This window comes from Salmonella sp. SAL00672 (assembly GCF_046552175.1).
Lineage (GTDB): Bacteria > Pseudomonadota > Gammaproteobacteria > Enterobacterales > Enterobacteriaceae > Salmonella > Salmonella enterica.
On sequence record NZ_JBGDUQ010000003.1, the window covers coordinates 456,815 to 478,346 of the forward strand.

Annotated in this window: 20 protein-coding genes, 1 tRNA gene and 3 pseudogenes; 7 read left to right on the forward strand and 17 right to left on the reverse strand. The window is 49.9% G+C overall.

Going from position 1 to position 21,532, the window contains the following annotated elements; all coding sequences use genetic code 11:
* The first annotated feature begins 6 nt into the window (after positions 1–6).
* The 4 genes from stbB to stbE are packed head-to-tail and all read left to right on the forward strand — an operon-like array spanning position 7 to position 5,367.
* Positions 7–768 carry a fimbrial biogenesis chaperone StbB gene (gene stbB / locus ACLJTG_RS12095; RefSeq protein WP_410958988.1) on the forward strand — a complete coding sequence of 254 codons (762 nt, stop codon included), beginning with the start codon at positions 7–9 and terminating at the stop codon, positions 766–768.
* Positions 752–3,313: a fimbrial outer membrane usher protein gene (locus ACLJTG_RS12100; RefSeq protein WP_410958989.1), complete on the forward strand. Its 2,562-nt coding sequence runs from the start codon at positions 752–754 to the stop codon at positions 3,311–3,313. The genes stbB and ACLJTG_RS12100 overlap by 17 nt, the downstream gene beginning before the upstream one ends.
* Before the next feature lie 4 nt (positions 3,314–3,317).
* A complete protein-coding gene (gene stbD / locus ACLJTG_RS12105; protein ID WP_000899100.1) occupies positions 3,318–4,643 on the forward strand; it encodes a fimbrial usher protein StbD in 1,326 nt (441 codons plus the stop codon).
* Complete coding sequence (gene stbE, locus ACLJTG_RS12110; RefSeq protein ID WP_127201200.1) at positions 4,609–5,367, forward strand: fimbrial biogenesis chaperone StbE; 759 nt, start codon at positions 4,609–4,611, stop codon at positions 5,365–5,367. The genes stbD and stbE overlap by 35 nt, the downstream gene beginning before the upstream one ends.
* Before the next feature lie 47 nt (positions 5,368–5,414).
* Here stbE and ACLJTG_RS12115 read toward each other — a convergent pair whose 3' ends face one another.
* A complete protein-coding gene (locus ACLJTG_RS12115; protein WP_080110565.1) occupies positions 5,415–5,813 on the reverse strand; it encodes a hypothetical protein in 399 nt (132 codons plus the stop codon).
* Positions 5,814–6,503: 690 nt separating this feature from the next.
* On the opposite strand from ACLJTG_RS12115, the gene ACLJTG_RS12120 reads away from it, so the two are divergent.
* Positions 6,504–6,776 carry a hypothetical protein gene (locus ACLJTG_RS12120; RefSeq protein WP_001675688.1) on the forward strand — a complete coding sequence of 91 codons (273 nt, stop codon included), beginning with the start codon at positions 6,504–6,506 and terminating at the stop codon, positions 6,774–6,776.
* On the opposite strand, the gene ACLJTG_RS12125 is transcribed toward ACLJTG_RS12120, so the two are convergent.
* The 9 genes and pseudogenes from ACLJTG_RS12125 to ACLJTG_RS12165 form a co-directional block, all read right to left on the reverse strand.
* Positions 6,721–7,686, reverse strand: a complete 966-nt coding sequence (locus ACLJTG_RS12125) for a LysR family transcriptional regulator (protein WP_000859023.1) — start codon at positions 7,684–7,686, stop codon at positions 6,721–6,723. The genes ACLJTG_RS12120 and ACLJTG_RS12125 overlap by 56 nt on opposite strands.
* A gap of 33 nt (positions 7,687–7,719) precedes the next feature.
* The gene (locus tag ACLJTG_RS12130) at positions 7,720–8,634 is read right to left on the reverse strand and encodes an alpha/beta fold hydrolase (protein WP_000105593.1); all 915 of its coding nucleotides are present in this window, start codon (positions 8,632–8,634) and stop codon (positions 7,720–7,722) included.
* Positions 8,634–9,512: a fumarylacetoacetate hydrolase family protein gene (locus ACLJTG_RS12135; protein ID WP_127201201.1), complete on the reverse strand. Its 879-nt coding sequence runs from the start codon at positions 9,510–9,512 to the stop codon at positions 8,634–8,636. The genes ACLJTG_RS12130 and ACLJTG_RS12135 overlap by 1 nt, the downstream gene beginning before the upstream one ends.
* Before the next feature lie 14 nt (positions 9,513–9,526).
* On the reverse strand, positions 9,527–10,153 hold the full coding sequence (gene leuD, locus ACLJTG_RS12140) for a 3-isopropylmalate dehydratase small subunit (protein ID WP_000379343.1): 627 nt from the start codon (positions 10,151–10,153) through the stop codon (positions 9,527–9,529).
* A gap of 1 nt (position 10,154) precedes the next feature.
* On the reverse strand, positions 10,155–11,576 hold the full coding sequence (gene leuC, locus ACLJTG_RS12145; protein WP_001274854.1) for a 3-isopropylmalate dehydratase large subunit: 1,422 nt from the start codon (positions 11,574–11,576) through the stop codon (positions 10,155–10,157).
* A gap of 131 nt (positions 11,577–11,707) precedes the next feature.
* Positions 11,708–12,946 (reverse strand): MFS transporter, encoded by a 1,239-nt coding sequence (locus tag ACLJTG_RS12150; RefSeq protein ID WP_410958994.1) that lies wholly within the window; start codon positions 12,944–12,946, stop codon positions 11,708–11,710.
* Positions 12,947–13,287: 341 nt separating this feature from the next.
* A complete protein-coding gene (locus ACLJTG_RS12155) occupies positions 13,288–13,611 on the reverse strand; it encodes a DUF1889 family protein (RefSeq protein ID WP_001573898.1) in 324 nt (107 codons plus the stop codon).
* A 109-nt stretch (positions 13,612–13,720) separates the two neighbouring features.
* On the reverse strand, positions 13,721–13,849 hold the full coding sequence (locus tag ACLJTG_RS12160) for a diol dehydratase reactivase ATPase-like domain-containing protein (protein WP_077221214.1): 129 nt from the start codon (positions 13,847–13,849) through the stop codon (positions 13,721–13,723).
* Positions 13,797–14,162 (reverse strand): annotated as a pseudogene (locus ACLJTG_RS12165) (diol dehydratase reactivase ATPase-like domain-containing protein); the annotation flags it as partial. The pseudogene ACLJTG_RS12165 and the gene ACLJTG_RS12160, both read right to left, overlap by 53 nt.
* Positions 14,163–14,228: 66 nt before the next feature.
* On the opposite strand from ACLJTG_RS12165, the pseudogene ACLJTG_RS12170 reads away from it, so the two are divergent.
* A pseudogene (locus tag ACLJTG_RS12170) lies at positions 14,229–14,935 on the forward strand (IS3 family transposase); the annotation flags it as partial.
* Here ACLJTG_RS12170 and ACLJTG_RS12175 read toward each other — a convergent pair.
* From ACLJTG_RS12175 to proB, 4 genes and pseudogenes are all read right to left on the reverse strand, one after another.
* Positions 14,912–15,136 (reverse strand): annotated as a pseudogene (locus ACLJTG_RS12175) (Arm DNA-binding domain-containing protein); the annotation flags it as partial. The pseudogenes ACLJTG_RS12170 and ACLJTG_RS12175 sit on opposite strands and share 24 nt — an antisense overlap.
* A 163-nt stretch (positions 15,137–15,299) precedes the next feature.
* Positions 15,300–15,375: transfer RNA gene (locus tag ACLJTG_RS12180), tRNA-Thr, on the reverse strand.
* A gap of 115 nt (positions 15,376–15,490) precedes the next feature.
* Entirely contained in the window at positions 15,491–16,741 is a 1,251-nt protein-coding gene (proA, locus tag ACLJTG_RS12185; RefSeq protein ID WP_127201203.1) for a glutamate-5-semialdehyde dehydrogenase, read from the reverse strand.
* A gap of 11 nt (positions 16,742–16,752) precedes the next feature.
* A complete protein-coding gene (proB, locus tag ACLJTG_RS12190) occupies positions 16,753–17,856 on the reverse strand; it encodes a glutamate 5-kinase (RefSeq protein WP_001285275.1) in 1,104 nt (367 codons plus the stop codon).
* Between the two features lie 282 nt (positions 17,857–18,138).
* Between proB and phoE the strand changes: the two genes are divergently transcribed.
* Positions 18,139–19,191: a phosphoporin PhoE gene (gene phoE / locus ACLJTG_RS12195; protein ID WP_001043667.1), complete on the forward strand. Its 1,053-nt coding sequence runs from the start codon at positions 18,139–18,141 to the stop codon at positions 19,189–19,191.
* Between the two features lie 50 nt (positions 19,192–19,241).
* Here phoE and crl read toward each other — a convergent pair whose 3' ends face one another.
* The 3 genes from crl to gpt all read right to left on the reverse strand — a co-directional run bounded on the left by crl (position 19,242) and on the right by gpt (position 21,492).
* Complete coding sequence (gene crl, locus ACLJTG_RS12200; RefSeq protein ID WP_000174693.1) at positions 19,242–19,643, reverse strand: sigma factor-binding protein Crl; 402 nt, start codon at positions 19,641–19,643, stop codon at positions 19,242–19,244.
* Between the two features lie 57 nt (positions 19,644–19,700).
* On the reverse strand, positions 19,701–20,945 hold the full coding sequence (frsA, locus tag ACLJTG_RS12205; protein ID WP_000189586.1) for an esterase FrsA: 1,245 nt from the start codon (positions 20,943–20,945) through the stop codon (positions 19,701–19,703).
* Between the two features lie 88 nt (positions 20,946–21,033).
* Entirely contained in the window at positions 21,034–21,492 is a 459-nt protein-coding gene (gene gpt, locus ACLJTG_RS12210) for a xanthine phosphoribosyltransferase (protein ID WP_001292018.1), read from the reverse strand.
* Between the last annotated feature and the right edge of the window lie 40 nt (positions 21,493–21,532).

Below are 21,532 nucleotides of genomic sequence, written 5' to 3' on the forward strand. Positions count from 1 at the left end.
GTTGAGATGAAAATGGATACCCGACATTCCACATTATATTACTTAATAGTTTTTCTATTGCTGGCCCTACCCGCCACAGCATCGTGGGCGAGCGTTACTATTTTGGGTAGCCGAATAATTTACCCATCAACAGCCTCCTCCGTAGATGTGCAGTTAAAAAATAATGATGCAATACCTTATATCGTACAAACCTGGTTTGACGATGGCGATATGAATACCAGCCCGGAAAATAGCAGCGCGATGCCGTTCATTGCCACGCCGCCGGTATTTCGTATTCAACCCAAAGCAGGCCAAGTGGTACGCGTAATTTATAACAACACGAAAAAATTGCCGCAGGATCGTGAGTCAGTATTCTGGTTTAACGTATTACAGGTACCACCAACGAATATTGGCAGCGACAGCGGGCAAAATAAAATGTTGGTGATGCTGCGCTCAAGAATAAAACTTTTCTATCGTCCTGACGGGCTAGGTAAACCTGATAGTCTGGCGAAAAAATTACAGATTAAAACGGTAAATAAGGGTTCCGGAAAAAGCGGTATTGTTATTGTTAATCCGCAGCCCTGGTTTGCCTCTTTAAGTAATTTGAATGTAAAAGTGAACGGCGCTTCATATAACCTGGATGCAGACATGATTGCCCCTTTCTCCAGTCAAACCTGGTGGCTGCCGGGCAAACGGTCACTCAAATCCTTCTCCGGTACAGTCACCGTTACTTTGGTTAACGACCTGGGCGCAAGGATAAGCGAGAGCTACGATGTCCCCCACCATTAATTTGAACCGCAAAAGCCTTGCGCTATTGATCGCCATAGTTTGCTCAGGCTCCGCGCAGGGTGAAGAGTATTATTTTGATCCTGCGCTACTTCAGGGGGCCACTTACGGACAAAATATTGCCCGTTTTAATGAACAGCAAACGCCTTCCGGAGACTATCTTGCCGACGTTTACGTTAATGGCACGCTGGTAACCTCGAGCACTAATATTCGATTTAATGCTGTAAAAGAGGGTCAACAGACTGAACCCTGCCTGCCCTTATCGGTGATGAAAGCAGCACAGATAAAATCACTCCCCGCGACCGACGCTGCGACCGAGTGTCGCCCGCTCAGGGAGTGGGTGCCTCATGCCGGTTGGCAATTTGATAGCGCCACGCTTCGCCTGTTGCTAACGATTCCAATGACCGAACTTACGCACAAACCGCGCGGTTATATCTCCCCTTCAGAGTGGGATAGCGGCGCGCTGGCGCTGTTTTTACGCCATAACACAAACTGGACCCACACCGAAAATACCGACAGCCATTATCGCTACCAATACTTATGGAGCGGTTTAAACATGGGCGTTAACCTCGGACTTTGGCAGGTCCGTCATCAAAGTAATCTGCGCTATGCCAATAGCAACCAGAGCGGAAGCGCCTGGCGCTATAATAGCGTTCGAACTTGGGTGCAAAGACCTGTCGCGTCTATTAACAGTATTCTGTCGCTGGGCGATAGCTATACGGACTCCAGCTTATTCGGCAGTCTGTCTTTTAACGGAGCTAAACTAGTCACCGACGAGCGGATGCGCCCGCAGGGCAAACGCGGTTATGCGCCGGAAGTTCGGGGCGTAGCGGCCAGTAGCGCGCACGTGGTAGTAAAACAACTGGGGAAAGTGATTTATGAAACCAACGTTCCGCCGCGCCCATTTTATATTGACGATCTGTACAACACCCGTTATCAAGGCGATCTGGAGGTAGAGGTTATCGAGGCCAGCGGTAAAACCTCACGTTTCACCGTGCCTTATTCTTCCGTGCCGGATTCGGTTCGCCCCGGTAACTGGCACTATTCGCTGGCCTTCGGCAGGGTTCGTCAGTACTACGATATTGAAAATCGTTTCTTTGAGGGAACGTTCCAGCACGGCGTTAATAACACCATTACCCTCAACCTCGGTTCACGAATTGCGCAGCGTTACCAGGCATGGCTGGCGGGCGGCGTCTGGGCCACCGGTATGGGCGCGTTCGGCCTCAACGCCACCTGGTCGAATGCGCGCGCAGAGCATAACGATCGCCAGCAAGGCTGGCGCGCGGAACTCAGTTACAGCAAAACGTTTACCACCGGCACTAACCTGGTGCTGGCGGCTTATCGTTATTCAACCAACGGCTTCCGCGATCTTCAGGACGTGCTCGGCGTACGCCGGGAAGCAAAAACGGGGATTGATTACTACTCCGACACGCTGCATCAGCGCAATCGCCTGTCCGCGACGGTAAGCCAGCCGTTAGGACGGCTTGGCACGCTTAACCTCAGCGCCAGCACCGCAGACTACTACAATAACCAATCGCGTATAACACAGCTACAAATGGGGTATAGCAACCAGTGGCGGAATATAAGCTACGGGGTGAATATCGCACGACAGCGCACCACCTGGGATTACGATCGCTTTTATCACGGCGTTAACGAACCACTGGACGTGAGTAGCCGACAAAAATATACCGAAACCACAATGTCGTTTAATGTCTCTATACCGCTGGATTGGGGCGAAAACAGAACGTCTGTCGCTATGAATTATAACCAGTCCAGTCAAAGCCGTTCCTCAACCGTATCCATGACCGGCAGTAGCGGTGAAAACAGCGACCTGTCATGGTCGGTTTATGGCGGCTACGAGCGTTATCGCAATAGTAATAGCGATAGCAGCGCGCCAACGACGTTTGGCGGTAATCTACAACAGAACACCCGGTTTGGCGCACTTCGCGCCAACTATGACCAGGGTGATAACTATCGTCAGGAAGGGCTGGGCGCGTCCGGCACCCTGGTACTTCACCCTGGCGGTCTGACGGCTGGCCCCTATACCAGCGATACCTTTGCGCTTATTCATGCCGATGGCGCGCAGGGCGCGATCGTACAAAATGGCCAGGGCGCTGTGGTTGATCGCTTTGGTTACGCCATTCTGCCTTCGTTATCTCCTTACCGCGTCAATAACGTTACGCTCGATACCCGTAAGATGCGCAGCGATGCCGAACTGACGGGAGGAAGTCAGCAGATTGTGCCGTATGCTGGCGCCATCGCGCGTGTCAATTTCGCCACTATCAGCGGCAAAGCAGTGCTGATCTCCGTGAAGATGCCGGATGGCGGCATACCGCCAATGGGCGCTGATGTTTTCAACGGTGAAGGCACAAACATCGGCATGGTCGGCCAGAGTGGGCAGATTTATGCCCGTATCGCCCATCCGTCGGGTTCTCTACTGGTGCGCTGGGGAACAGGGGCAAACCAGCGTTGCCGGGTTGCCTACCAACTCGATCTTCACACCAAAGAACCGTTTCTCTATCTGAACAAAATCTGCGAGAAGGAATAGCACAATGCTTTTTAGTTTCCGAACGCTATTGTTTATCACCAGCCTGTTCGTCAGCGCCGGAACATGGTCGTCATGTATCAAAGTCACCGATAAGAGCGCGCTCTCTGACGCGGCGATAAAAGCGGGCTACACGGCGCAAAACTGGATCGGCGCAACTGACACAAATACCGGTAATATCGGTTTGCCAACGGTGATTAGCGTCAGTAATAGTGAAACATTTCAACCCTCCGGCACGCTATTGGCCAGTGGGATCGGTAACTTCCTGACGGCCGCCACCGGCACGCCCTATTCCAGTAAACAGGTACTTTACCGCTGCGATACTGCCGATGCCGGGAAGCTCTATGAGATGTATTCGACAAATGGCGATAGCGCTTTTGCGGGGGCATTTTTTACTCCCGAAGTAGAAGGCGCTTATTATGATGTGGAGCGTAATGTTGCTGTCCGTATGACAAACCTCAGTACCGGCGAATATTACAGCCGTTTCTGGAAAGAACGCCAACTTACCGCAGACAGTTGGTTTCAGGATGACAAATATATTTATATTCCTGCCAGCGCGTTTAGCAACGTGCTATATGAGATGTTTAAAATTGACTCAAGAAAATATTTTGCCTACCAGAATCCAATGGACCGAGATACCTGGACGCAGCCTCGGGGTTATATCGCGTTTAAAGGCCCAGGCTTGATTACCGAGCGGATCAAAGCGGGACTGGATCATGCCAGCGATTATTATGGCTGGCCCAGCTATTGGCCCGGGGCATGGAGTACATATAATAGCGTCACCTATGTTCGCGGCGCGTTATGTAAAATCACAGATTATCCTGCGATCGTGAAAATTCCCCCTGTTGCCGTCGGCATATTAGCCGCCGGAGGTAATAGTCAGGCGCCTTTCCACGTCAGCCTGGAATGTGAGTCCGGTGCCGTGTCCAGTGCCCTCCCGTCCACCAGCGCCGCTAATGTCGCAATGGGGTTTGTCGTTAATCAACCCACCGCCGTGGCGGCGGCGCGTCGCCTGGGGCTAACCACATCCGCAGGCGGTCTGTCGTGGCTACTGGACACCCATTATGGCGAACCTGGCGTAGCTTCCGGAGTGGGTATCCGCATCTATAACGATGCCGGTACGCCAATTAACCTGTTACCCGATCGGATCAAGACAGGCACTGGCAACGCCCGAGGCTGGTATGGCTATAAAGATTTAACCACACGGGTATCATCCGGTTCAGTAGAAACCTATAGCGGTGATTTTACTGCCTCGCTTGAGGCGATCGGCGGACAAACAGTAACGGCAGGAAGCGTGAATGCGCAATTACAGGCAGTGGTTAGTTTTCAGTAAAGTCATATTAACGCTACTTGGGTTGACGGGATGGTATGGCCCGGCACAAGCTGCCGTTAATATTGACAGAACCCGAATTATTTTTGCTTCAGATGAGGTCGCTCAATCGTTGACATTATCCAACGATAATACAACGCCGATGCTGTTACAGGTATGGACCGACGCCGGAAACATTGACGCCTCTCCGGATAACAGCAAAACGCCGCTGGTGGCGCTGCCGCCGGTATTTAAAATGCAGCCAGGAGAACTGAGAACGCTTCGCCTGCTCCTGAGTTCCCGCCAGCAGCTTGCAACGGACCGGGAGAGTCTCTTCTGGCTAAACATTTATCAGATACCGCCACTCCCCCATGACATTAAAAACCACCCGCGAAAACTGGTATTACCGCTTCGTTTGCGACTAAAAATTTTAATTCGCCCGACCGGATTAAAAGCGCCAACGGAAGCGGAGGAGAAAAAATTACGCTTTATTGCTAAAGAGAATACTATACGGATAGTTAACCCCACCTCGTGGTATATGAGTTTAACGTTAACGATGGATAACAAGAAAAGTATCGGCGATATCATGGTTGCGCCGAAAACAGCACTTGATGTGCCGCTAACACGCTCGCCAACGCCGGGAGCATCGATAAATTATGCAGTAATCAATGATTCCGGGAACTGGCGACAATATACCGCCATGCTGGAAAAATATATTAGTAAGAGTGATTTTACTCCTGAGTTTTGATGGGAAATATTCAGGGATACGATCGTATCCCTGAGACAGGCCAGAATTCAGCATATACCATTGTCAAAAATAGCATTAAGCTGATATTTTACTTTTTGCACGGTATCTTTGTTCTGTTGAGTTCCCTTCTCCTCAACAGACATATCCCATACGTTTTTATTATCTGATTCAATTAATGTGTAGGACGTATTATTATTACGCATCATATAACCACGAAAATTATTTTCGATGCCCGTTGTCACAGGCTTAGCAACCCCTGAAATAACAGACTCCGTCTCTTTATTGAAAAGCTGATATTGAATATTTGCGCAGTTTAAATCACAGGGGGAACATTTAAGATTTAAAACAAGCAGTATCGTGTTATTTTCAAAAACAAGGGCATAATGATTGCTGGCAGATGAACATAACGGGAATAGCGCGAGAAGGAGGATTATTATCAATTTCATATACTTATATAGACTCCATCAAAGAAAACTTTCATTTCACGCCCCTGAGAATAACGAAAGGCATACCATGCAGAACGAATGCTTTCCGAGCTGACGTCCTCATAGACATTTATACCATGCTCAGCAAGTATGCGAGAAAGAAAATGAGAAGATTGTTATGACAGAAAAGGTTGTAACGATAACAGGAACAATACCTATTTCATATTCATTTAATTAATAATATTAATTTTCTATTTCATCTTTGGTAATACCCCCAATGGATTTTCCGCCTATAATGCTGCACAGGTAGCTACTTCTCTTTTGCTGTGAGAAAACATTACATTGGTATAACTAATGAGAATGAGCAGAGGCATTAAGTCACGTAATATTGCGTTTCCTCTGTTAAGGCTTTTGTGTGAAAAGAGCATTACTTTTAGTCAGTTAGGTAGCATTACATAAGCATAACTAAATTTGAGAAAACCTCGAAAAATCAGCATATTGAATTGATGGATGGTATTGTTTTTTAAAGAATTTTAATTACCAACCTGCGATAATACGCTTAAGATGAACACATATCTATTGAGCTAAAGTAGTCGCTCAATCAATCTGATTGTTATGGAGTGAGTGTGTGATACTTACAATGCCATCCAGCCGATACCAATAGAATTCTCAACCTCCGATAATCGTCACCCAAAAATCAGGAGATAAAATATGACGTTAAAACCAGGTGAGAAATCCGGTAATAATGGAGGTATCTATGTGGAGGTTGGGCCTCGTGGTGGGATAAAAGATAACTTCGCCACGATAGCGGAAACAAAACCGCGCCACCAACGCAACGCCCTAAAAGCTACTGGGTGCTGGCAAAAAGAACACCTAACAGTAAACGTAAGTCAGAGCATCTGGCGCCACGACAGTTGGCGCCGACTGATCACAGTACGCCCGGTGCTTTACCGCCTGGCAAGCATTGTGCAAGATGCTCCGTGAGGAAATCGATGCAGATTTTGATACGATCAGAACTTGATGAACGCCGGGTATATACAGCCCAGATATTCGCTTCCTGATACCACTGAGGCAACACGCGAACCAGCTCACCTCGTTCAATATACTGCGCAACATCCCATTCCGACCGCAATGTAATGCCATGGCCTTTCAGGGCCCAAATAAGCACCACACTGCCGCTGTTGGAAGAATGAAAACCGTTTAGTCGGCAATGTGTCTGCTGCTTACCGTCCGTTAATATCCAATTGCCAAATGCCGAGTTTTTTTCCTGAATCATTAGGCAATCGTGCTGCACAAGCGCACTAACAGACTCTGGCTTGCCGTGGCGTTCGAGGTATTCAGGGGAAGCACACAGGATCCGTCGATTAGTGGCTAACTGCCGTGCGATATACAATTCGTTGATATCATCCCCAACGCGAATTTCAATATCGATCCCCTCTTCCACCAGATCCACTTCACGATCCGTTAGCGTGAGTTTTACCGTAATATCAGGATAGGCGATCATAAATGACGACAGCGCCTCTGCGACATATTTATGCCCAAAACCAAATGAGCAGTTGATGGTGATATTACCAGCCAACACACCACGTTGATTATCCAAACGACTTACAAAACCATCCATTTCACTGACGACCTGCATAGCCCCACCCAGCGCATTTTCGCCTTCCGGTGTGAGACGCATCACTCTGTTATTTCGAAAAAAAAGCCGGGCGTTGAGACATTTTTCAAGGATAGCGATACGTTTGCTGATATAGGAGGGAGATAACCCCAGCTCCAGCGCTGCCCGGGCAAATCCACCGTTGCGAGCAACGGTGACAAAAACGAAAAGATCTTCAACAGAAGGCCAGCCCTCAAGGGGCTGGCGATGTTTTTTTCCTACAGGTGTCGTTTTCATAGCATCAGTGCGAAGTTGCAAAGGATGACCGAGTTATAACACTGAATGTAAAAAGGACTGAAGTTTCTGGATAAAGTACTCAGGACACTCTTCCTGCGGGGAGTGTCCGCAAGGCAATGCTTCCCCCTGAACGTTTAGCGCCTTTTCTTTCCAGGTACCAACCACATTATATAGTTGCCCTACCGTTCCCAGCCCTCCCCACAGCAACTGTAACGGACACCGGATACGCGCCGACGTATCTGCGGCATCATCGTCCAAATCAATCGTCGCAGCAGCCCGGTAGTCCTCACAGATCGCGTGGATCATCTCAGGGTTCTGGTAACAGCGCAGGTATTCATTGAATGCTTCCTGCGAGGTCGCGCCCTCTATTTTTAGCTGGCCAGAAATATGCTTACGCAGAAAAAATGCCGGATCGTGCGCAATCATCGTTTCGGGTAACGGGAAAGGTTGAATCAGGAAAAACCACCAAAAGTAACGCGTAGCAAAGGATTTATCGGTCAAGGCGTACATCGTCGCGGTTGGAGCAATGTCGATAAAAGTACAACAGGTCACACGATCCGGATAATCCAGCGCGAGCCTGTGTCCTACGCGTCCGCCACGATCATGCCCTACGAAGGCAAAACGGGAAAAGCCGAGCGCGTCCATTAACATGACGATATCCTGCGCCATGGTGCGCTTTGAATAGGTACGGTGCGCCGGATCGCTCGTTGGTTTATCGCTGTCGCCATAGCCACGCAAATCCGGCAAAATGACTGTATGATTTTGCGCCAATGTCGGTGCGACTTTCCGCCATGTTGTATGATTCTGCGGATGCCCATGTAGCAGTACCAAAGGTGAACCGCTGCCTCCGATAGCCACTCTTACCGTCAGACCATTTTCCAGACGAACATCCTTGAGCGCAAACCCCGGAATAAACGGAGAGGCACCGCATTCAATCAGTGTACTCATCACTTTCTCCCGTCATGCCAGCTAACAGATGATGTTAAATAACGGCTATCCCGGACGACATTGCGCAGGGTTCCAATATGTTCAATCTCAACTTCAATAACATCACCATCGTGTAAAAACAGCGGTGGAACGCGTTTTTTGCCCACTCCACCAGGCGACCCTGTGAGGATCGTGTCGCCAGGGGAAAGCAGAGTAAAGGTGCTTATATAAGCAATGAGTGAAGCGATAGGATGGATCATATTTGCCGTAGATTCGTTCTGCACCTCCCGCCCGTTTAGTCGTGTCAGTAAACGTAGCATCTGGGGATCGGGAATGTCGTCTGTGGTCACCAGACACGGACCGAATGATCCTGTCGAAGGCCAGTTTTTTCCAGCCGCAAACCAGCTATGCTGCCAGTCCCTCACTGAACCATCCATATAGCAGCTGTATCCGGCGACATAATCTAAAGCATCCTCAGCGCTGACCCGGGAGCATGGCCGCCCAATCACTACGGCTAATTCACCTTCGTAGTCGAACTCATTGGTATTTTCAGGCTTCAGCAGCAGGCCATTATGCCCGGTCTGAGAATCCGCAAAGCGGACAAAAAGGGTTGGGGCCGGGTTGGTTTCATTAAACTCAATACGCTTATCGGCGTAATTCATTCCGACACAGATGATCTTCTGCGGATCGTCAATCACCGGCAGAAAAGTGACTTCCTGGTAGTAATAATCCGCCGGCTCATCACACCATAACGCCGCATCCGTCAGCGCATTAGCGCACAGGAGAGATTTCAAAGTGGGATATTTGTCGCCAAGCCGCTGCGAGAGATCAATTATTCCGGTTTCCTGCATAATGCCGTAGCGTTTGCCACCGTTCACAAGATATTGAACCAGTTTCATTGCAGTCTTCTTCCTTAACCGCGCGGGGATGCAGGGCGTTTTAACCACGGCCGCCGTGAATAATGCGCAACCTCAAAATTTTCAATCTCCGGCAAGTATTGCAATGTCCAGGCTATCGCATCTTCGCCTGCGGCCAGCATCGCCCGTTTGAGTTCACTGATCACAAAGGAGATCGTTTCCTCTGCCGTCGTAATTTCGCAGCGATCGAGTGAAACAGTGATAGAATTGGTATCAGCACTCGCGGCAAGCTGCGCCAGGCGCGCCAAAGCAGGTTCATCTAATGAGACCGTGAGGATCCCGTTGCGTTGGCAGTTATCATCGAAAATGCCTGCAAATGTGCTACCTATCAGCCCCCGTACTCCCAGTTGTTTTAATCCCCATACGGCGTGTTCACGACTCGATCCACAGCCAAAATTGGGGCCAACCAGCAGGAATGTCGCGCTCTGCCAGCCCGGCATGTTCAGAATAAAATCAGGATTTGGTTGGCCGCCAGCCATAAAGCGACGATCGAAAAACACCCCTTTATCCAGCCCCTGGCGATCGATCCCTTTCAGGAACTGTTTTGGCATAATCACATCAGTGTCGATATTCGGTTCCAGCATCGGCGCAATTCGCCCGCTGATTTGCTTAAACGTATCCATCTTATTCCCCTGCCTGAAGTAATGACCGAACATCGACCAGATGCCCCGCTACCGCCGCCGCCGCAACCATCGCCGGGCTCATCAAATGCGTTCTTGCTCCAGCGCCCTGTCGTCCAGGGAAATTACGGTTCGTACCTGATGCACAGCGATCGCCGGGCGACAACACATCTTCATTCATCGCAAGGCACATTGAGCAACCCGACTGCCGCCATTCAAAACCGGCAGCAATAAAGATTTTCGCCAGTCCTTCTTCTTCCGCCTGGCGTCTTACCATTGTTGAACCAGGCACAATGATCCCGCGAACATGGCTGGCGATTTTGCGCCCTTCAAGCACCTTCGCAACGGCACGCAAATCCTCAATGCGACCATTTGTGCATGAACCAATAAAAGCGTGAGAGATACGAATATCTTTCAGCAACATGCCAGCCGTTAATCCCATGTAATGAAGGGCCTTCTCAAGCGCCAGGCGCTTAAGCGGATTGGTTTCCTGTTCCGGGAAAGGGACACGTCCGGTGATGGAACCTGTTTGATCCGGACTGATTCCCCAGGTGACTTTAGGCTCAAGATCATGGCAGTTGATCGCCACCGTCTTATCAAATACCGCATCAGCATCGCTGCTCAACTGTGACCATTCCAGCAATGCCTGCTGCCAGAGTTCACCTACAGGCATTTGCGGTTTACCGTAGATATAGTCAAAAACCTTTTTATCTGGCGCAATAATGGCACCACGCGCCCCCGCTTCTACCGCCATGTTGCAGAGCGTCATTCGTCCTTCAACGCTCAACGCGCTGATGGCCTCACCCACAAATTCAATGGCATATCCCGTCGCGCCATCAGCGCCAATACGTTCAAGCAATTCAAGAACAATATCTTTTGCGGAACAGGCGAAAGGTAGCTCTCCCTGAACACTTACGCGCATGGTTTTGAGCTTGCGGTAAACCAGCGTCTGCGTGGCCAGCAGATGTTCAATTTCCGACGTCCCGATACCAAAGCCCAGCGCGCCAAATGCACCGTAGGTTGTCGTGTGACTATCCCCGGCGGCGATCACCATGCCAGGCATCACTAGCCCTTGTTCATGAGCAACCACGTGTTCAATCCCCTGACGCGGATCCAGCACATCAAATAATGTGATGCCAAAGTCAGCGGCATTTTCCCGAAAGTAATCAACCTGTAGCTGTCCTCCCGGATCGGTCATTAAGTCATCCCGTTGCGACCGCGTAGGATTAACATGGTCAATATTCAATAAAAACGTGTCGGGGTGCCGAACGGTGCGGCCGCGTTCTCTTAACCCGCTAAATGCCTGCGGGCTGGTATATTCATTCAGTATTGAACGATCAATATAAAGTAAAACATGTCCTTCGTTATCAAGTTCACGAATGGTATGTGACTCAACTAATTTTTCATACAGCGTTTTAGCAGACATATATATTCCTGGAGCAACGAATATCCGGGTAGCCAAATATTCACAATTTAAGCTTTTAGCTATAGTGACACATTAATGAAAAAATGATGATTCCATTATGGAAAGTATAAAAACACACTTCGTGTCTATAATCAGAAACTCTCCTGAACTGACTGTTTTTTGATTTGCGGTTGTTTCTCATATTTTGCGAAAATAAACCGGCAGATAAATAATCCTATCCCCAGCATCATCAGACATGATGCCGCAATAGCATTCCATCCCTGCCAGGAGAAAAGATACCCGTTGAAATACCCCATTACTGCACCGCCAGCGTAGTAGCAAAGCAGATAAAACGATGTCGCCTGTCCTTTTGCGTTTGGACTCCGTGAACTGACCCAGGCTAATACGGTGGAATGAGCAGAGAAAAATGCGACTGACAGTAAAACGATACCTGAAATGAAAACCCACAGAGAAGGGGCGATTAGCGTGAGAAATGCACCGACCATCATACAGATGATCAGCATACTGAGCGCATTCATCGACCCAATATTCAACGCGACACGGGCAGCATATGGCGCAAGAAAAAAAGTTAATGAGAAGCTAACTGGAATCAAACCTATCCAGGTGTAGCTCAGCTCATAAGGCGGTCGATGCAGGTAAAACGCCAGAAAATTAAAGATGGACGTAAAAGAGCCGAAAAGAATAAATCCAATGACAAAACATAATGATACGCGGATATTCTTAAAATGTTCCAACCCGCCTTTCAACACTGCACCAAGCTGTAGTGAAGGTGTAGGAACAAACTGTCGGGATGTTGGGAGAAACAACTTCACCGCGAGTGCCATAGCAATCAGAACACCACCGAAGATAAAGAAAATCGTATCTATAGATACATGCCCCATCATCAAAGTTGCAAACACACGACCAGACATACTCCCTAGCGAATTGCCAAAAATAAAATATCCAGTAACAATCCCTGCCAAAGCAGGAGAGACTTCTTCACTGATATAGACTGTAACGGCCGCCGTAATACCACTTACTGCAATGCCGAGCAAAGCGCGGTATACCACCAGCATCGGCCATGATGATGTAGTTGCGCACAATAGAGTTAAAATACCTCCTGCCAGCAACGAATAAAAAATGATTGGCTTTCGCCCAAAACGGTCAGATAACGTGCCGCTAAATAACATGGCTAATGCCAGAAACCCCACCTCAGCAGACAAAATCATCCCTACCTGATTCAATGGGATATTATAAACCTCACTTAACTTTGGTAATAAAGCCTGGATTGAATATAAAGAAGCTAACTCTGCCAAACCCGCCAGAGGTAATATCATTAAAATAGGCAAGTACTTACCTATTGTCTCTTCAATATTATTTTTCATACACAATGTTCCGTAAAAGATCCTGATTGCCATCTGCCTGTTTGCCAACAAGCATCCGTGTATACAATATTTATCTTTTACGTTTACAGAATTGACAGCGTTCACATTTTATTTTTCTTAATAGAGACAAAATGGAGTCAAGTGTTTTATGAAATGTAGATCATCTAAGAATGACGCGGTAATGGCAACGTAGTAAGTTATGAACTATATATTTATTCAATAAATATATAGACATTAATTTGACGAAAAGAAATGAATCGGCAGTCCAAAACTGTCACTGGCAACCCCTTCTGGACGCCGCCATCCTTAGATGGAAACGTCCGTTAGCGTTTTATTCGATAGTCAGCTCACACGAGTTCTTTGAGCTGCTCCTGCATATAGGTCGAAAAATACTCTGGGTTTTTGATAAGGATGCGGTTACCGGAGGCGACTTTTTCTGCCCATCCGGCCACTTTTTTCGTGAACTCAGGATTCCATCCCTCCTGCTCACCCCGTGCCATCACAACTTCCGGACTCGCTGGCACACCTAAGTCATGCAAATACTTTAGAATTCCCTTAGCGGTGCTTTCATCCATTGAATGGGGCACTGACGCCGAAGTGTTCATACCACCAATAAAATCCAAGGCTTTTTCAATTGCTGTTGGCATGCTCTTATCCTTAAAATTAACCACATGAGAGACACCTTGATACTATGTACCCAACTCCGCCGGGATATCAAAGAGAACATCGCCTTTCTTTGACTTACCCCGCAGCTAAACGCTTGCGCGGCTGTTTTCTGCACTATTTTTTGGCTTCTCCGGCTAAAACCAGCCCGGTCGCTACCGCATTGCGCGGGCCTTCAGTACCACGGATATTACCCTGCCCGGCGACAACGCCGTACTGCGCCATCGTTATTGATAATGGCGGCATCGGTGGATCCTGCGCCTAAATCGAGGATCGCCAGCGGCACGGCGCATCCATGCGTCGTTAACGCGCCAGCCACAGCCATGTTGGCTTCCACACCACCGACTTCAACTGGGGTATTTAACCGGGCGCTTAGCTCGCTGGCGATAGCCTGCATCTGTAAGCGATCGGATTTCACCATCGCCGCAATGCCAACGGCGTTTTCCATTGAACATTCCCCGGCAATGCCACCCTGTACCGCGCGGGGAATAAACGTATCCACCGCAAGAAGATCCTGGATATGCACGGCGTTCATGTCATGACTGGTCAGCGAGGCCATTGATCTTACCCAGCAATAGTGGACACGCGACTAAGTGAGTAAACTCACAAGTAAGAGGTGACTCACATGACAAAACCAGCATCAACCACCAAAAAGCCACGCAAGCAGCACACGCCTGAATTTCGTCAGGAAGCCCTGAAACTGGCTGAACGCATTGGGGTGGCCGCTGCCGCCCGCGAACTTAACCTGTATGAATCACAGCTCTACAACTGGCGAAGCAAACAGCAAAATCAGCTCTCTTCTTCTGAACGCGAGCAGGAGATGTCCGCTGAGATCGCCCGTCTGAAACGTCAACTGGCAGAACGGGATGAGGAACTGGCCATTCTCCAGAAGGCCGCGACATACTTCGCGAAGCGCCTGAAATGAAGTATGTCTTCATCGAAAAACATCAGGCTGAGTTCAATATCAAAGCCATGTGCCGTGTACTTCAGATTGCCCGTAGCGGCTGGTACGTCTGGCATCAGCGTCGTCATCAGATAAACCAGCGTCAGCGGTTCCGCCTTGTCTGTGATAACGTCGTCCGGGAAGCATTCAGTGACGCAAAACAACGCTATGGTGCGCCACGCCTGACGGATGAGCTTCGTGCTCAGGGTTACCAGTTCAACGTGAAAACCGTGGCGGCCAGCCTGCGTCGGCAGGGGCGGCGGGCGAAAGCCTCGCGCCGGTTCCGTCCGGTCAGTTACCGCAAACATGATCTGCCAGTCTCAGAGAATTGGCTGAAGCAGGACTTTTACACCAGCGGCCCGAATCAGAAGTGGGTGGGTGACATCACGACGAGAACTGGCATCTGCAAGTGTGATCGTCGGATACACACCCAGCGAGATCATTTTTGGCTTACCGGCAAAACGATAACGGAACCGCCAGCTCTTGCTTCCATTAGGTTCAATTAGCAATGACAACCCTTGCCCATCTCCGAGTGTATAGGCTTTAGTTTCAGGCTTAGCGCGGCGAATCTGCATATCGTTTAAAGGCATGTGGATAGGAATCCAAGACCGAACAGGAACATATACACAATCCTATACACATTCAGTGTCGGATTCTACTGGATGGTTACGGACGGTGATGGACAAAAAAGCAATAAAGTCGTTATAAATCAGTGTATTTATGGATGAATACGGACGTTTGAGGAACTTGAGATGGTGCCGATAATAGGAGTCGAACCTACGACCTTCGCATTACGAATGCGCTGCTCTACCAACTGAGCTATATCGGCCCTGAGAAGGGTGTGTTCACGCGGGTGAATCACGGGGTAGAAGGTTAAAACTAACCGGGCGGTGCGTCAATAGCCTTGCTACTCAACCGGCTATTTTTGCACCGCTCGTCATTAATTACGCACGAATCGTACCATCGCCAAAGCCGATCCACTTATAGGTGGTAAGCGCTTCAAGCCCCATCGGACCGCGGGCATGTAATTTCTGCGTGCTGACCGCCACTTCTGCGCCAAGCCCAAACTGCCCGCCGTCGGTAAAACGGGTAGAGGCGTTGACATAAACCGCAGCGGAATCCACTTCGTTCACAAAACGCGCAGCATTATGCATATCACACGTCAAAATCGCATCGGAGTGCTGAGTACCATGTTCGCGAATGTGGGCGATAGCGCCATCCATATTTTCGACCACCACAACGTTCAGATCCAGAGACAGAAACTCGTTATCCAGCTCTTCCGGTTTCAGCGGCACCAGTTTGGCAGGGCCATGCAGTACCTGCATGACGGTTTCATCCCCATGCAACGTCACGCCGCTCTCCGCCATCTGCTTGCTCAGCGCAGGCAAAAAGCGTTCTGCGATGTCCTGATGCACCAGCAAGGTTTCCACCGTGTTACAGGTGCTCGGGCGCTGGGTTTTAGCGTTGACAATAATCTTCAGCGCCGGGGCGATGTCTGCGCTGCTATCAACAAAAATATGGCACACGCCAATCCCGCCGGTAATCACCGGAATGGTGGATTGCTCGCGGCACAGTTTATGCAAGCCTGCGCCGCCGCGCGGGATCAGCATATCGATGTACTTATCCATACGCAGCATTTCATTGACCAGCGAACGGTCCGGATTATCAATCGCCTGAACCGCCGCCTCCGGTAAACCGCAAGCTTTCAGCGCCTTCTGAATGACACGAACGGTTGCGGCATTCGTGCGATGCGTCTCTTTCCCACCGCGTAGAATCACCGCATTACCGGTTTTCAGACACAAAGAAGCCACATCAACGGTAACATTCGGACGCGCCTCATAGATAACGCCAACCACGCCCAACGGCACGCGGCGGCGCTCCAGACGTAGCCCGCTGTCCAGCAGACCGCCGTCGATCACCTGCCCGACCGGGTCGGCGAGATTACAGACCTGGCGCACATCGTCAGCAATCGCTTTCAGACGCGCAGGGGTCAGCGTCAGGCGGTCCAGCATCGCTTCGCTCAGGCCGTTGTCTCGCGCCTGCTCAACATCTTGTACGTTCGCGCTGAGGATACTTTCCATTTGCGCTTCCAGTTCATCGGCTATTTTTTCCAGCACGCGATTTTTTTCGCCGCTGGAGAGCAGCGCCAGCTTATACGACGCCGCTTTAGCAGCAATGCCCATTTGTTCCAGCATATGCCTGTTCCTTATCGAGTAATCATGTCATCACGATGAACAGCGACCGGGCCATATTCATAGCCCAAAATCGCATCGATTTGTTGAGAGTGGTGACCGGCTATCCGCCGCAGAGCATCACTGTTATAACGGCTGACGCCATGAGCAATATCACGCCCTTGCAGGTTACAAATTCTGATGACCTCCCCCCGCGAGAAATTGCCCGTCACGCTTTTGATGCCTTTTGGCAGAAGTGAACTGCCACGTTCCAGCATTGCCGCGGTCGCGCCTTCATCAACCGTAATTTCGCCTGCCGGCGGCGCGCCGAAGATCCAACGTTTGCGGTTCTCCAGCGGCGAGGCTTGCGCATGAAAACGGGTGCCGACGGAAATCCCCTCCATCACATCGCCGATCACGCCCGGTTTACTGCCTGAGGCAATAATTGTATCAATACCCGCGCGACAGGCCACGTCTGCCGCCTGAAGCTTAGTGCTCATACCACCGGTTCCCAGCCCGGAAACGCTGTCTCCCGCGATAGAGCGCAGCGCATCGTCAACGCCATACACATCTTTGATAAGCTCCGCCTGCGGATTGCTACGCGGATCGGCGGTAAATAATCCTTGCTGATCGGTCAGCAGCAGCAGTTTATCCGCGCCTGCCAGGATCGCCGCCAGCGCGGAGAGGTTATCGTTATCGCCCACTTTAATTTCCGCTGTCGCAACGGCATCATTTTCATTGATAACCGGCACAATATGGTTATCCAGTAATGCACGCAGCGTATCGCGGGCGTTCAGAAAGCGCTCTCTGTCTTCCATATCCGCACGCGTCAACAGCATCTGCCCGATATGGATACCGTAAATTGAAAACAACTGCTCCCACAGTTGAATCAGGCGGCTTTGCCCTACCGCCGCCAGAAGCTGTTTAGAGGCGATCGTTGCCGGCAGTTCCGGGTAGCCGAGATGTTCACGTCCGGCGGCAATCGCGCCAGAGGTAACAATAACAATACGATGTCCCGCGGCGTGTAGCTGCGCGCACTGGCGGACAAGTTCTACGATATGGGCACGGTTCAGGCGGCGCGATCCGCCTGTTAGCACGCTGGTGCCGAGTTTTACGACCAGCGTCTGGCTGTCACTCATGATTCTCTGCCGTTCAAAATAAGAAATAAAGACCAAATGAACGTTTTAGCAGGACTGGCTCCGGTTGCCAACAACCTGTACGCATAGCGTGAAATTTTGTTGCGCAGGATCAGCAAGCGTAGCGGCGGAATTTGACCATTTTATTACCGCAACAATTAAACATATTTTTTAAAAAAAATTCTCACTTTGTCATAAATCTTTCATTACTGAACGTTAAAAACCTTCCTGTTTTTTACCGGGTTTCCCGACAAATCATAGCGCGTAATTAAAACAGGAATGGAAATGAATAAGAGCACTCTGGCAATAGTGGTGAGTATCATCGCATCAGCATCTGTTCACGCCGCCGAGGTTTACAATAAAAACGGTAATAAGCTTGATGTGTATGGAAAAGTTAAAGCCATGCACTATATGAGCGATTATGACAGCAAAGATGGCGATCAAAGCTACGTTCGTTTTGGTTTTAAAGGCGAAACGCAAATTAACGATCAATTGACCGGCTACGGGCGCTGGGAAGCTGAGTTTGCCGGTAATAAAGCCGAAAGTGATTCGTCCCAGCAAAAAACCCGCCTGGCCTTTGCTGGCCTGAAATTAAAAGATATCGGTTCTTTTGACTATGGACGTAACCTGGGCGCGCTGTACGATGTTGAGGCCTGGACGGATATGTTTCCCGAATTCGGCGGCGACTCTTCCGCCCAGACCGATAATTTTATGACTAAACGCGCCAGCGGGCTGGCGACTTACCGCAATACCGATTTCTTCGGCATCGTTGATGGACTGGATCTTACCTTACAGTATCAGGGGAAAAACGAAGATCGCGATGTGAAAAAGCAAAACGGCGACGGCTTCGGCACATCCGTGAGCTATGATTTCGGCGGCAGCGATTTTGCCGTCAGCGGCGCTTATACTCTCTCCGATCGCACCAGGGAGCAAAATCTGCAGCGCCGCGGTACGGGCGATAAAGCCGAAGCATGGGCTACGGGTGTAAAGTATGACGCGAATGATATTTATATTGCGACTTTCTATTCAGAAACCCGCAACATGACGCCAGTTTCCGGCGGATTTGCCAATAAAACCCAAAACTTCGAAGCGGTTATCCAGTATCAGTTTGATTTTGGTCTGCGTCCGTCATTAGGCTATGTGCTGTCAAAAGGCAAAGATATTGAGGGCGTCGGCAGTGAGGATTTGGTGAATTACATTGACGTGGGCGCAACCTATTACTTCAACAAAAATATGTCCGCGTTTGTAGATTACAAAATCAATCAGCTTGATAGCGATAACACGTTAGGCATTAATGACGATGATATTGTGGCAATAGGGTTGACCTACCAGTTCTGATAAGTCGCATTGTGCCTGATGGCGCTACGCCATCAGGCATGACAGCAGGGCTATGCCGACAGTTTTACCGGCTCGTCGTTGAAATCGTCAGACGGCTCCAGCGCCAGCTCCATAGAAATCAGCAGGTCGCGTAGCTTTTCATGAAACTCGCGTAGCGTGTATTCCAGTCGCTCCACCACTTCGGTTTCGTTAATCGGCACTGCGGTCCAGTTGCCCTCTTTATCAAACAAACCAAACTGATAACGATAAGTGAAGCGTTTCTCTTGTGCTTCCAGCTCCATCCACCAGCCCCAAAATTCACGCTTCTCTGGCGCGGGCTTCACGTTGACGCAAACTGCCAGGCAATCGAAAAAAAAACGATTGTCTTCGCACTGCCCTTCCCGGATATAGGGGCCAAGCGCGGTAAATTTCTTGATCAATCTACTTTTCGGGTGTCCACTCGGTAACGTCATTGCGATCTCCTTTAATGAAGCAACTGTTTTACCAAATCAATAGAATTTATCAATCTATTAACACAATCTATGATTAATCCAGTCGGTAATTTCTTGCAGCGCGTGGTCAAAATTGCGGTACACCGGGTTAAAAGGGATCTCTATCAGCTTACCGTCTGAAGATGATGTTGTAATTAAGCGAGACTCTTCTTCCGGGCTGAAAGGATCGTTTTTCCAGAAGCCGGAAAGCATTGGCGTAGGACAACGTCTGCCCAGTAGCCCCTGTACTTTCAACGAATAGCGATTGAGCTCCACACGCAGCGCCTCATCCGAAGCATCATGCATACCCAGACGGCTGGCCAGCACATCCAGATACATCTCCGGCACCGTGCTCTGTCGTTGCGGATCGCTAAGTAGCGCATGGACCACCGGCCCCAGGCAAGCCACCGCTTTCAAACGCGGCGCTTCCAGATAGGCCAGACGCACCGCAACGTTGGCGCCAAAACGGAAACCAAACGCCGCAACACGGGTATGATCCACCCAGGGGACATTAGGAAGCGCTTTTAACACATGCTGGTGGAGCAAGCTGGAATCCTGGGTTAATTTCCACTTTGATGAAAATCCAACCGAAGGCATATCAAGCGTTAACATCGCGATACCGCGCGGCGCGAAATAGCGTTCATACAGGGTGTAATAGTCGGTTTGCATGGCGTCCAGGCCGCCGCACATGAGCACCGTCGGAAACGGGCCATCCCCTTTCGGCATATGTAAAAACGCGGTGACAGGCGAACCGCCAGGAACGGCAAATTCCATTTCACGTAACGAGCCTGGCAACCGCTGCGCGGCCTCTTCATAGGCGCGATTCGCCAGCGCCTGCGCCTGCTCCGCCAGCTCATCGCCCTTCAAATGCGGGTAGGCGGCAATGTTATAGAGCGTTGAGGCATGAAGCCAGTAGCGTCCGCTGCGCATGGCGTCCTGTTCCTGACAGGCTTTCTGCTGCCAGTCCATCGCCTGCTTTGCCCACTCATAAATCCAGTTGCCGCCGCGGTAACCGATGACCGTATCGTATAAATCATCATCCGTTCGCTCTGCGTCGCTCATCACAATGCGCGCCTGCACATCAAGGATTTCTCGTGGGTCAACGCCGCGCCAAATCCACATCAGGCGGTTTATCATGCGATACCAGTGCGGGACGTTCTTACCGTCCAGCGCGGATTGCATGGGCGGCTGCGACCCACGATTGAACCGACGGACAAGGGTAGACGTTTCAGTATGTTTAAAGCGGGGTTTGAACAGGGTTTCGCTGAGGTTAGCCTGTGTCATTCGTGCAGCCTCCTTGGATACTCATAGAGGCTTATTGTAACCAATAAAACAGCGCCCGGCATTGCCGGGCGCTCTGAAAAGCTGCTGATTAACGACCTGAAATCGGCGGTACAAATACCACACCCATATCCCAGGGCTGTTCAATCCAGGTGTTCTGAGGAATATCAATAACATAATCATCAACCAGCGGACGGCCCGCCGGTTTAGCGAAAATCGTGACGAAATGCGCTTTAGGGTACATTTCACGAATCGCGACGGCGGTGCCGCCGGTATCGACCAGATCGTCGATGACGATAAAGCCTTCGCCGTCGCCTTCTGCACGTTTCAGCACTTTCAGTTCGCGCTGGTTATCGTGATCGTAGCTGGAGATGCATACGGTATCGACATGACGAATGCCCAATTCACGCGCCAGTAGTGCGCCCGGTACAAGGCCGCCACGACTTACGGCAATAATGCCTTTCCATTGTTCTGAAGGCATGAGGCGGCTCGCCAGTTTGCGTGCGTGAATCTGCAACATGTCCCAGGTGACGACGTATTTTTCGCTCATGTGAAGTGTCCCAGCCTGTTTATCTACGGCTTAAAAAGTG

Coding starts and splice junctions, on each gene's coding strand:
- ACLJTG_RS12120 (WP_001675688.1), top strand. CDS start 6,504: ATGACGTTAAAACCAGGTGAGAAATCCGGTAATAATGGAGGTATCTAT.
- leuC (WP_001274854.1), bottom strand. CDS start 11,576: ATGTCTGCTAAAACGCTGTATGAAAAATTAGTTGAGTCACATACCATT.
- frsA (WP_000189586.1), bottom strand. CDS start 20,945: ATGACACAGGCTAACCTCAGCGAAACCCTGTTCAAACCCCGCTTTAAA.
- ACLJTG_RS12125 (WP_000859023.1), bottom strand. CDS start 7,686: ATGAAAACGACACCTGTAGGAAAAAAACATCGCCAGCCCCTTGAGGGC.
- proA (WP_127201203.1), bottom strand. CDS start 16,741: ATGCTGGAACAAATGGGCATTGCTGCTAAAGCGGCGTCGTATAAGCTG.
- ACLJTG_RS12130 (WP_000105593.1), bottom strand. CDS start 8,634: ATGAGTACACTGATTGAATGCGGTGCCTCTCCGTTTATTCCGGGGTTT.
- phoE (WP_001043667.1), top strand. CDS start 18,139: ATGAATAAGAGCACTCTGGCAATAGTGGTGAGTATCATCGCATCAGCA.
- stbE (WP_127201200.1), top strand. CDS start 4,609: ATGCGCAATTACAGGCAGTGGTTAGTTTTCAGTAAAGTCATATTAACG.
- ACLJTG_RS12160 (WP_077221214.1), bottom strand. CDS start 13,849: ATGCCGCCATTATCAATAACGATGGCGCAGTACGGCGTTGTCGCCGGG.
- leuD (WP_000379343.1), bottom strand. CDS start 10,153: ATGGATACGTTTAAGCAAATCAGCGGGCGAATTGCGCCGATGCTGGAA.
- ACLJTG_RS12115 (WP_080110565.1), bottom strand. CDS start 5,813: ATGAAATTGATAATAATCCTCCTTCTCGCGCTATTCCCGTTATGTTCA.
- proB (WP_001285275.1), bottom strand. CDS start 17,856: ATGAGTGACAGCCAGACGCTGGTCGTAAAACTCGGCACCAGCGTGCTA.
- ACLJTG_RS12100 (WP_410958989.1), top strand. CDS start 752: ATGTCCCCCACCATTAATTTGAACCGCAAAAGCCTTGCGCTATTGATC.
- stbD (WP_000899100.1), top strand. CDS start 3,318: ATGCTTTTTAGTTTCCGAACGCTATTGTTTATCACCAGCCTGTTCGTC.
- gpt (WP_001292018.1), bottom strand. CDS start 21,492: ATGAGCGAAAAATACGTCGTCACCTGGGACATGTTGCAGATTCACGCA.
- stbB (WP_410958988.1), top strand. CDS start 7: ATGAAAATGGATACCCGACATTCCACATTATATTACTTAATAGTTTTT.
- ACLJTG_RS12135 (WP_127201201.1), bottom strand. CDS start 9,512: ATGAAACTGGTTCAATATCTTGTGAACGGTGGCAAACGCTACGGCATT.
- crl (WP_000174693.1), bottom strand. CDS start 19,643: ATGACGTTACCGAGTGGACACCCGAAAAGTAGATTGATCAAGAAATTT.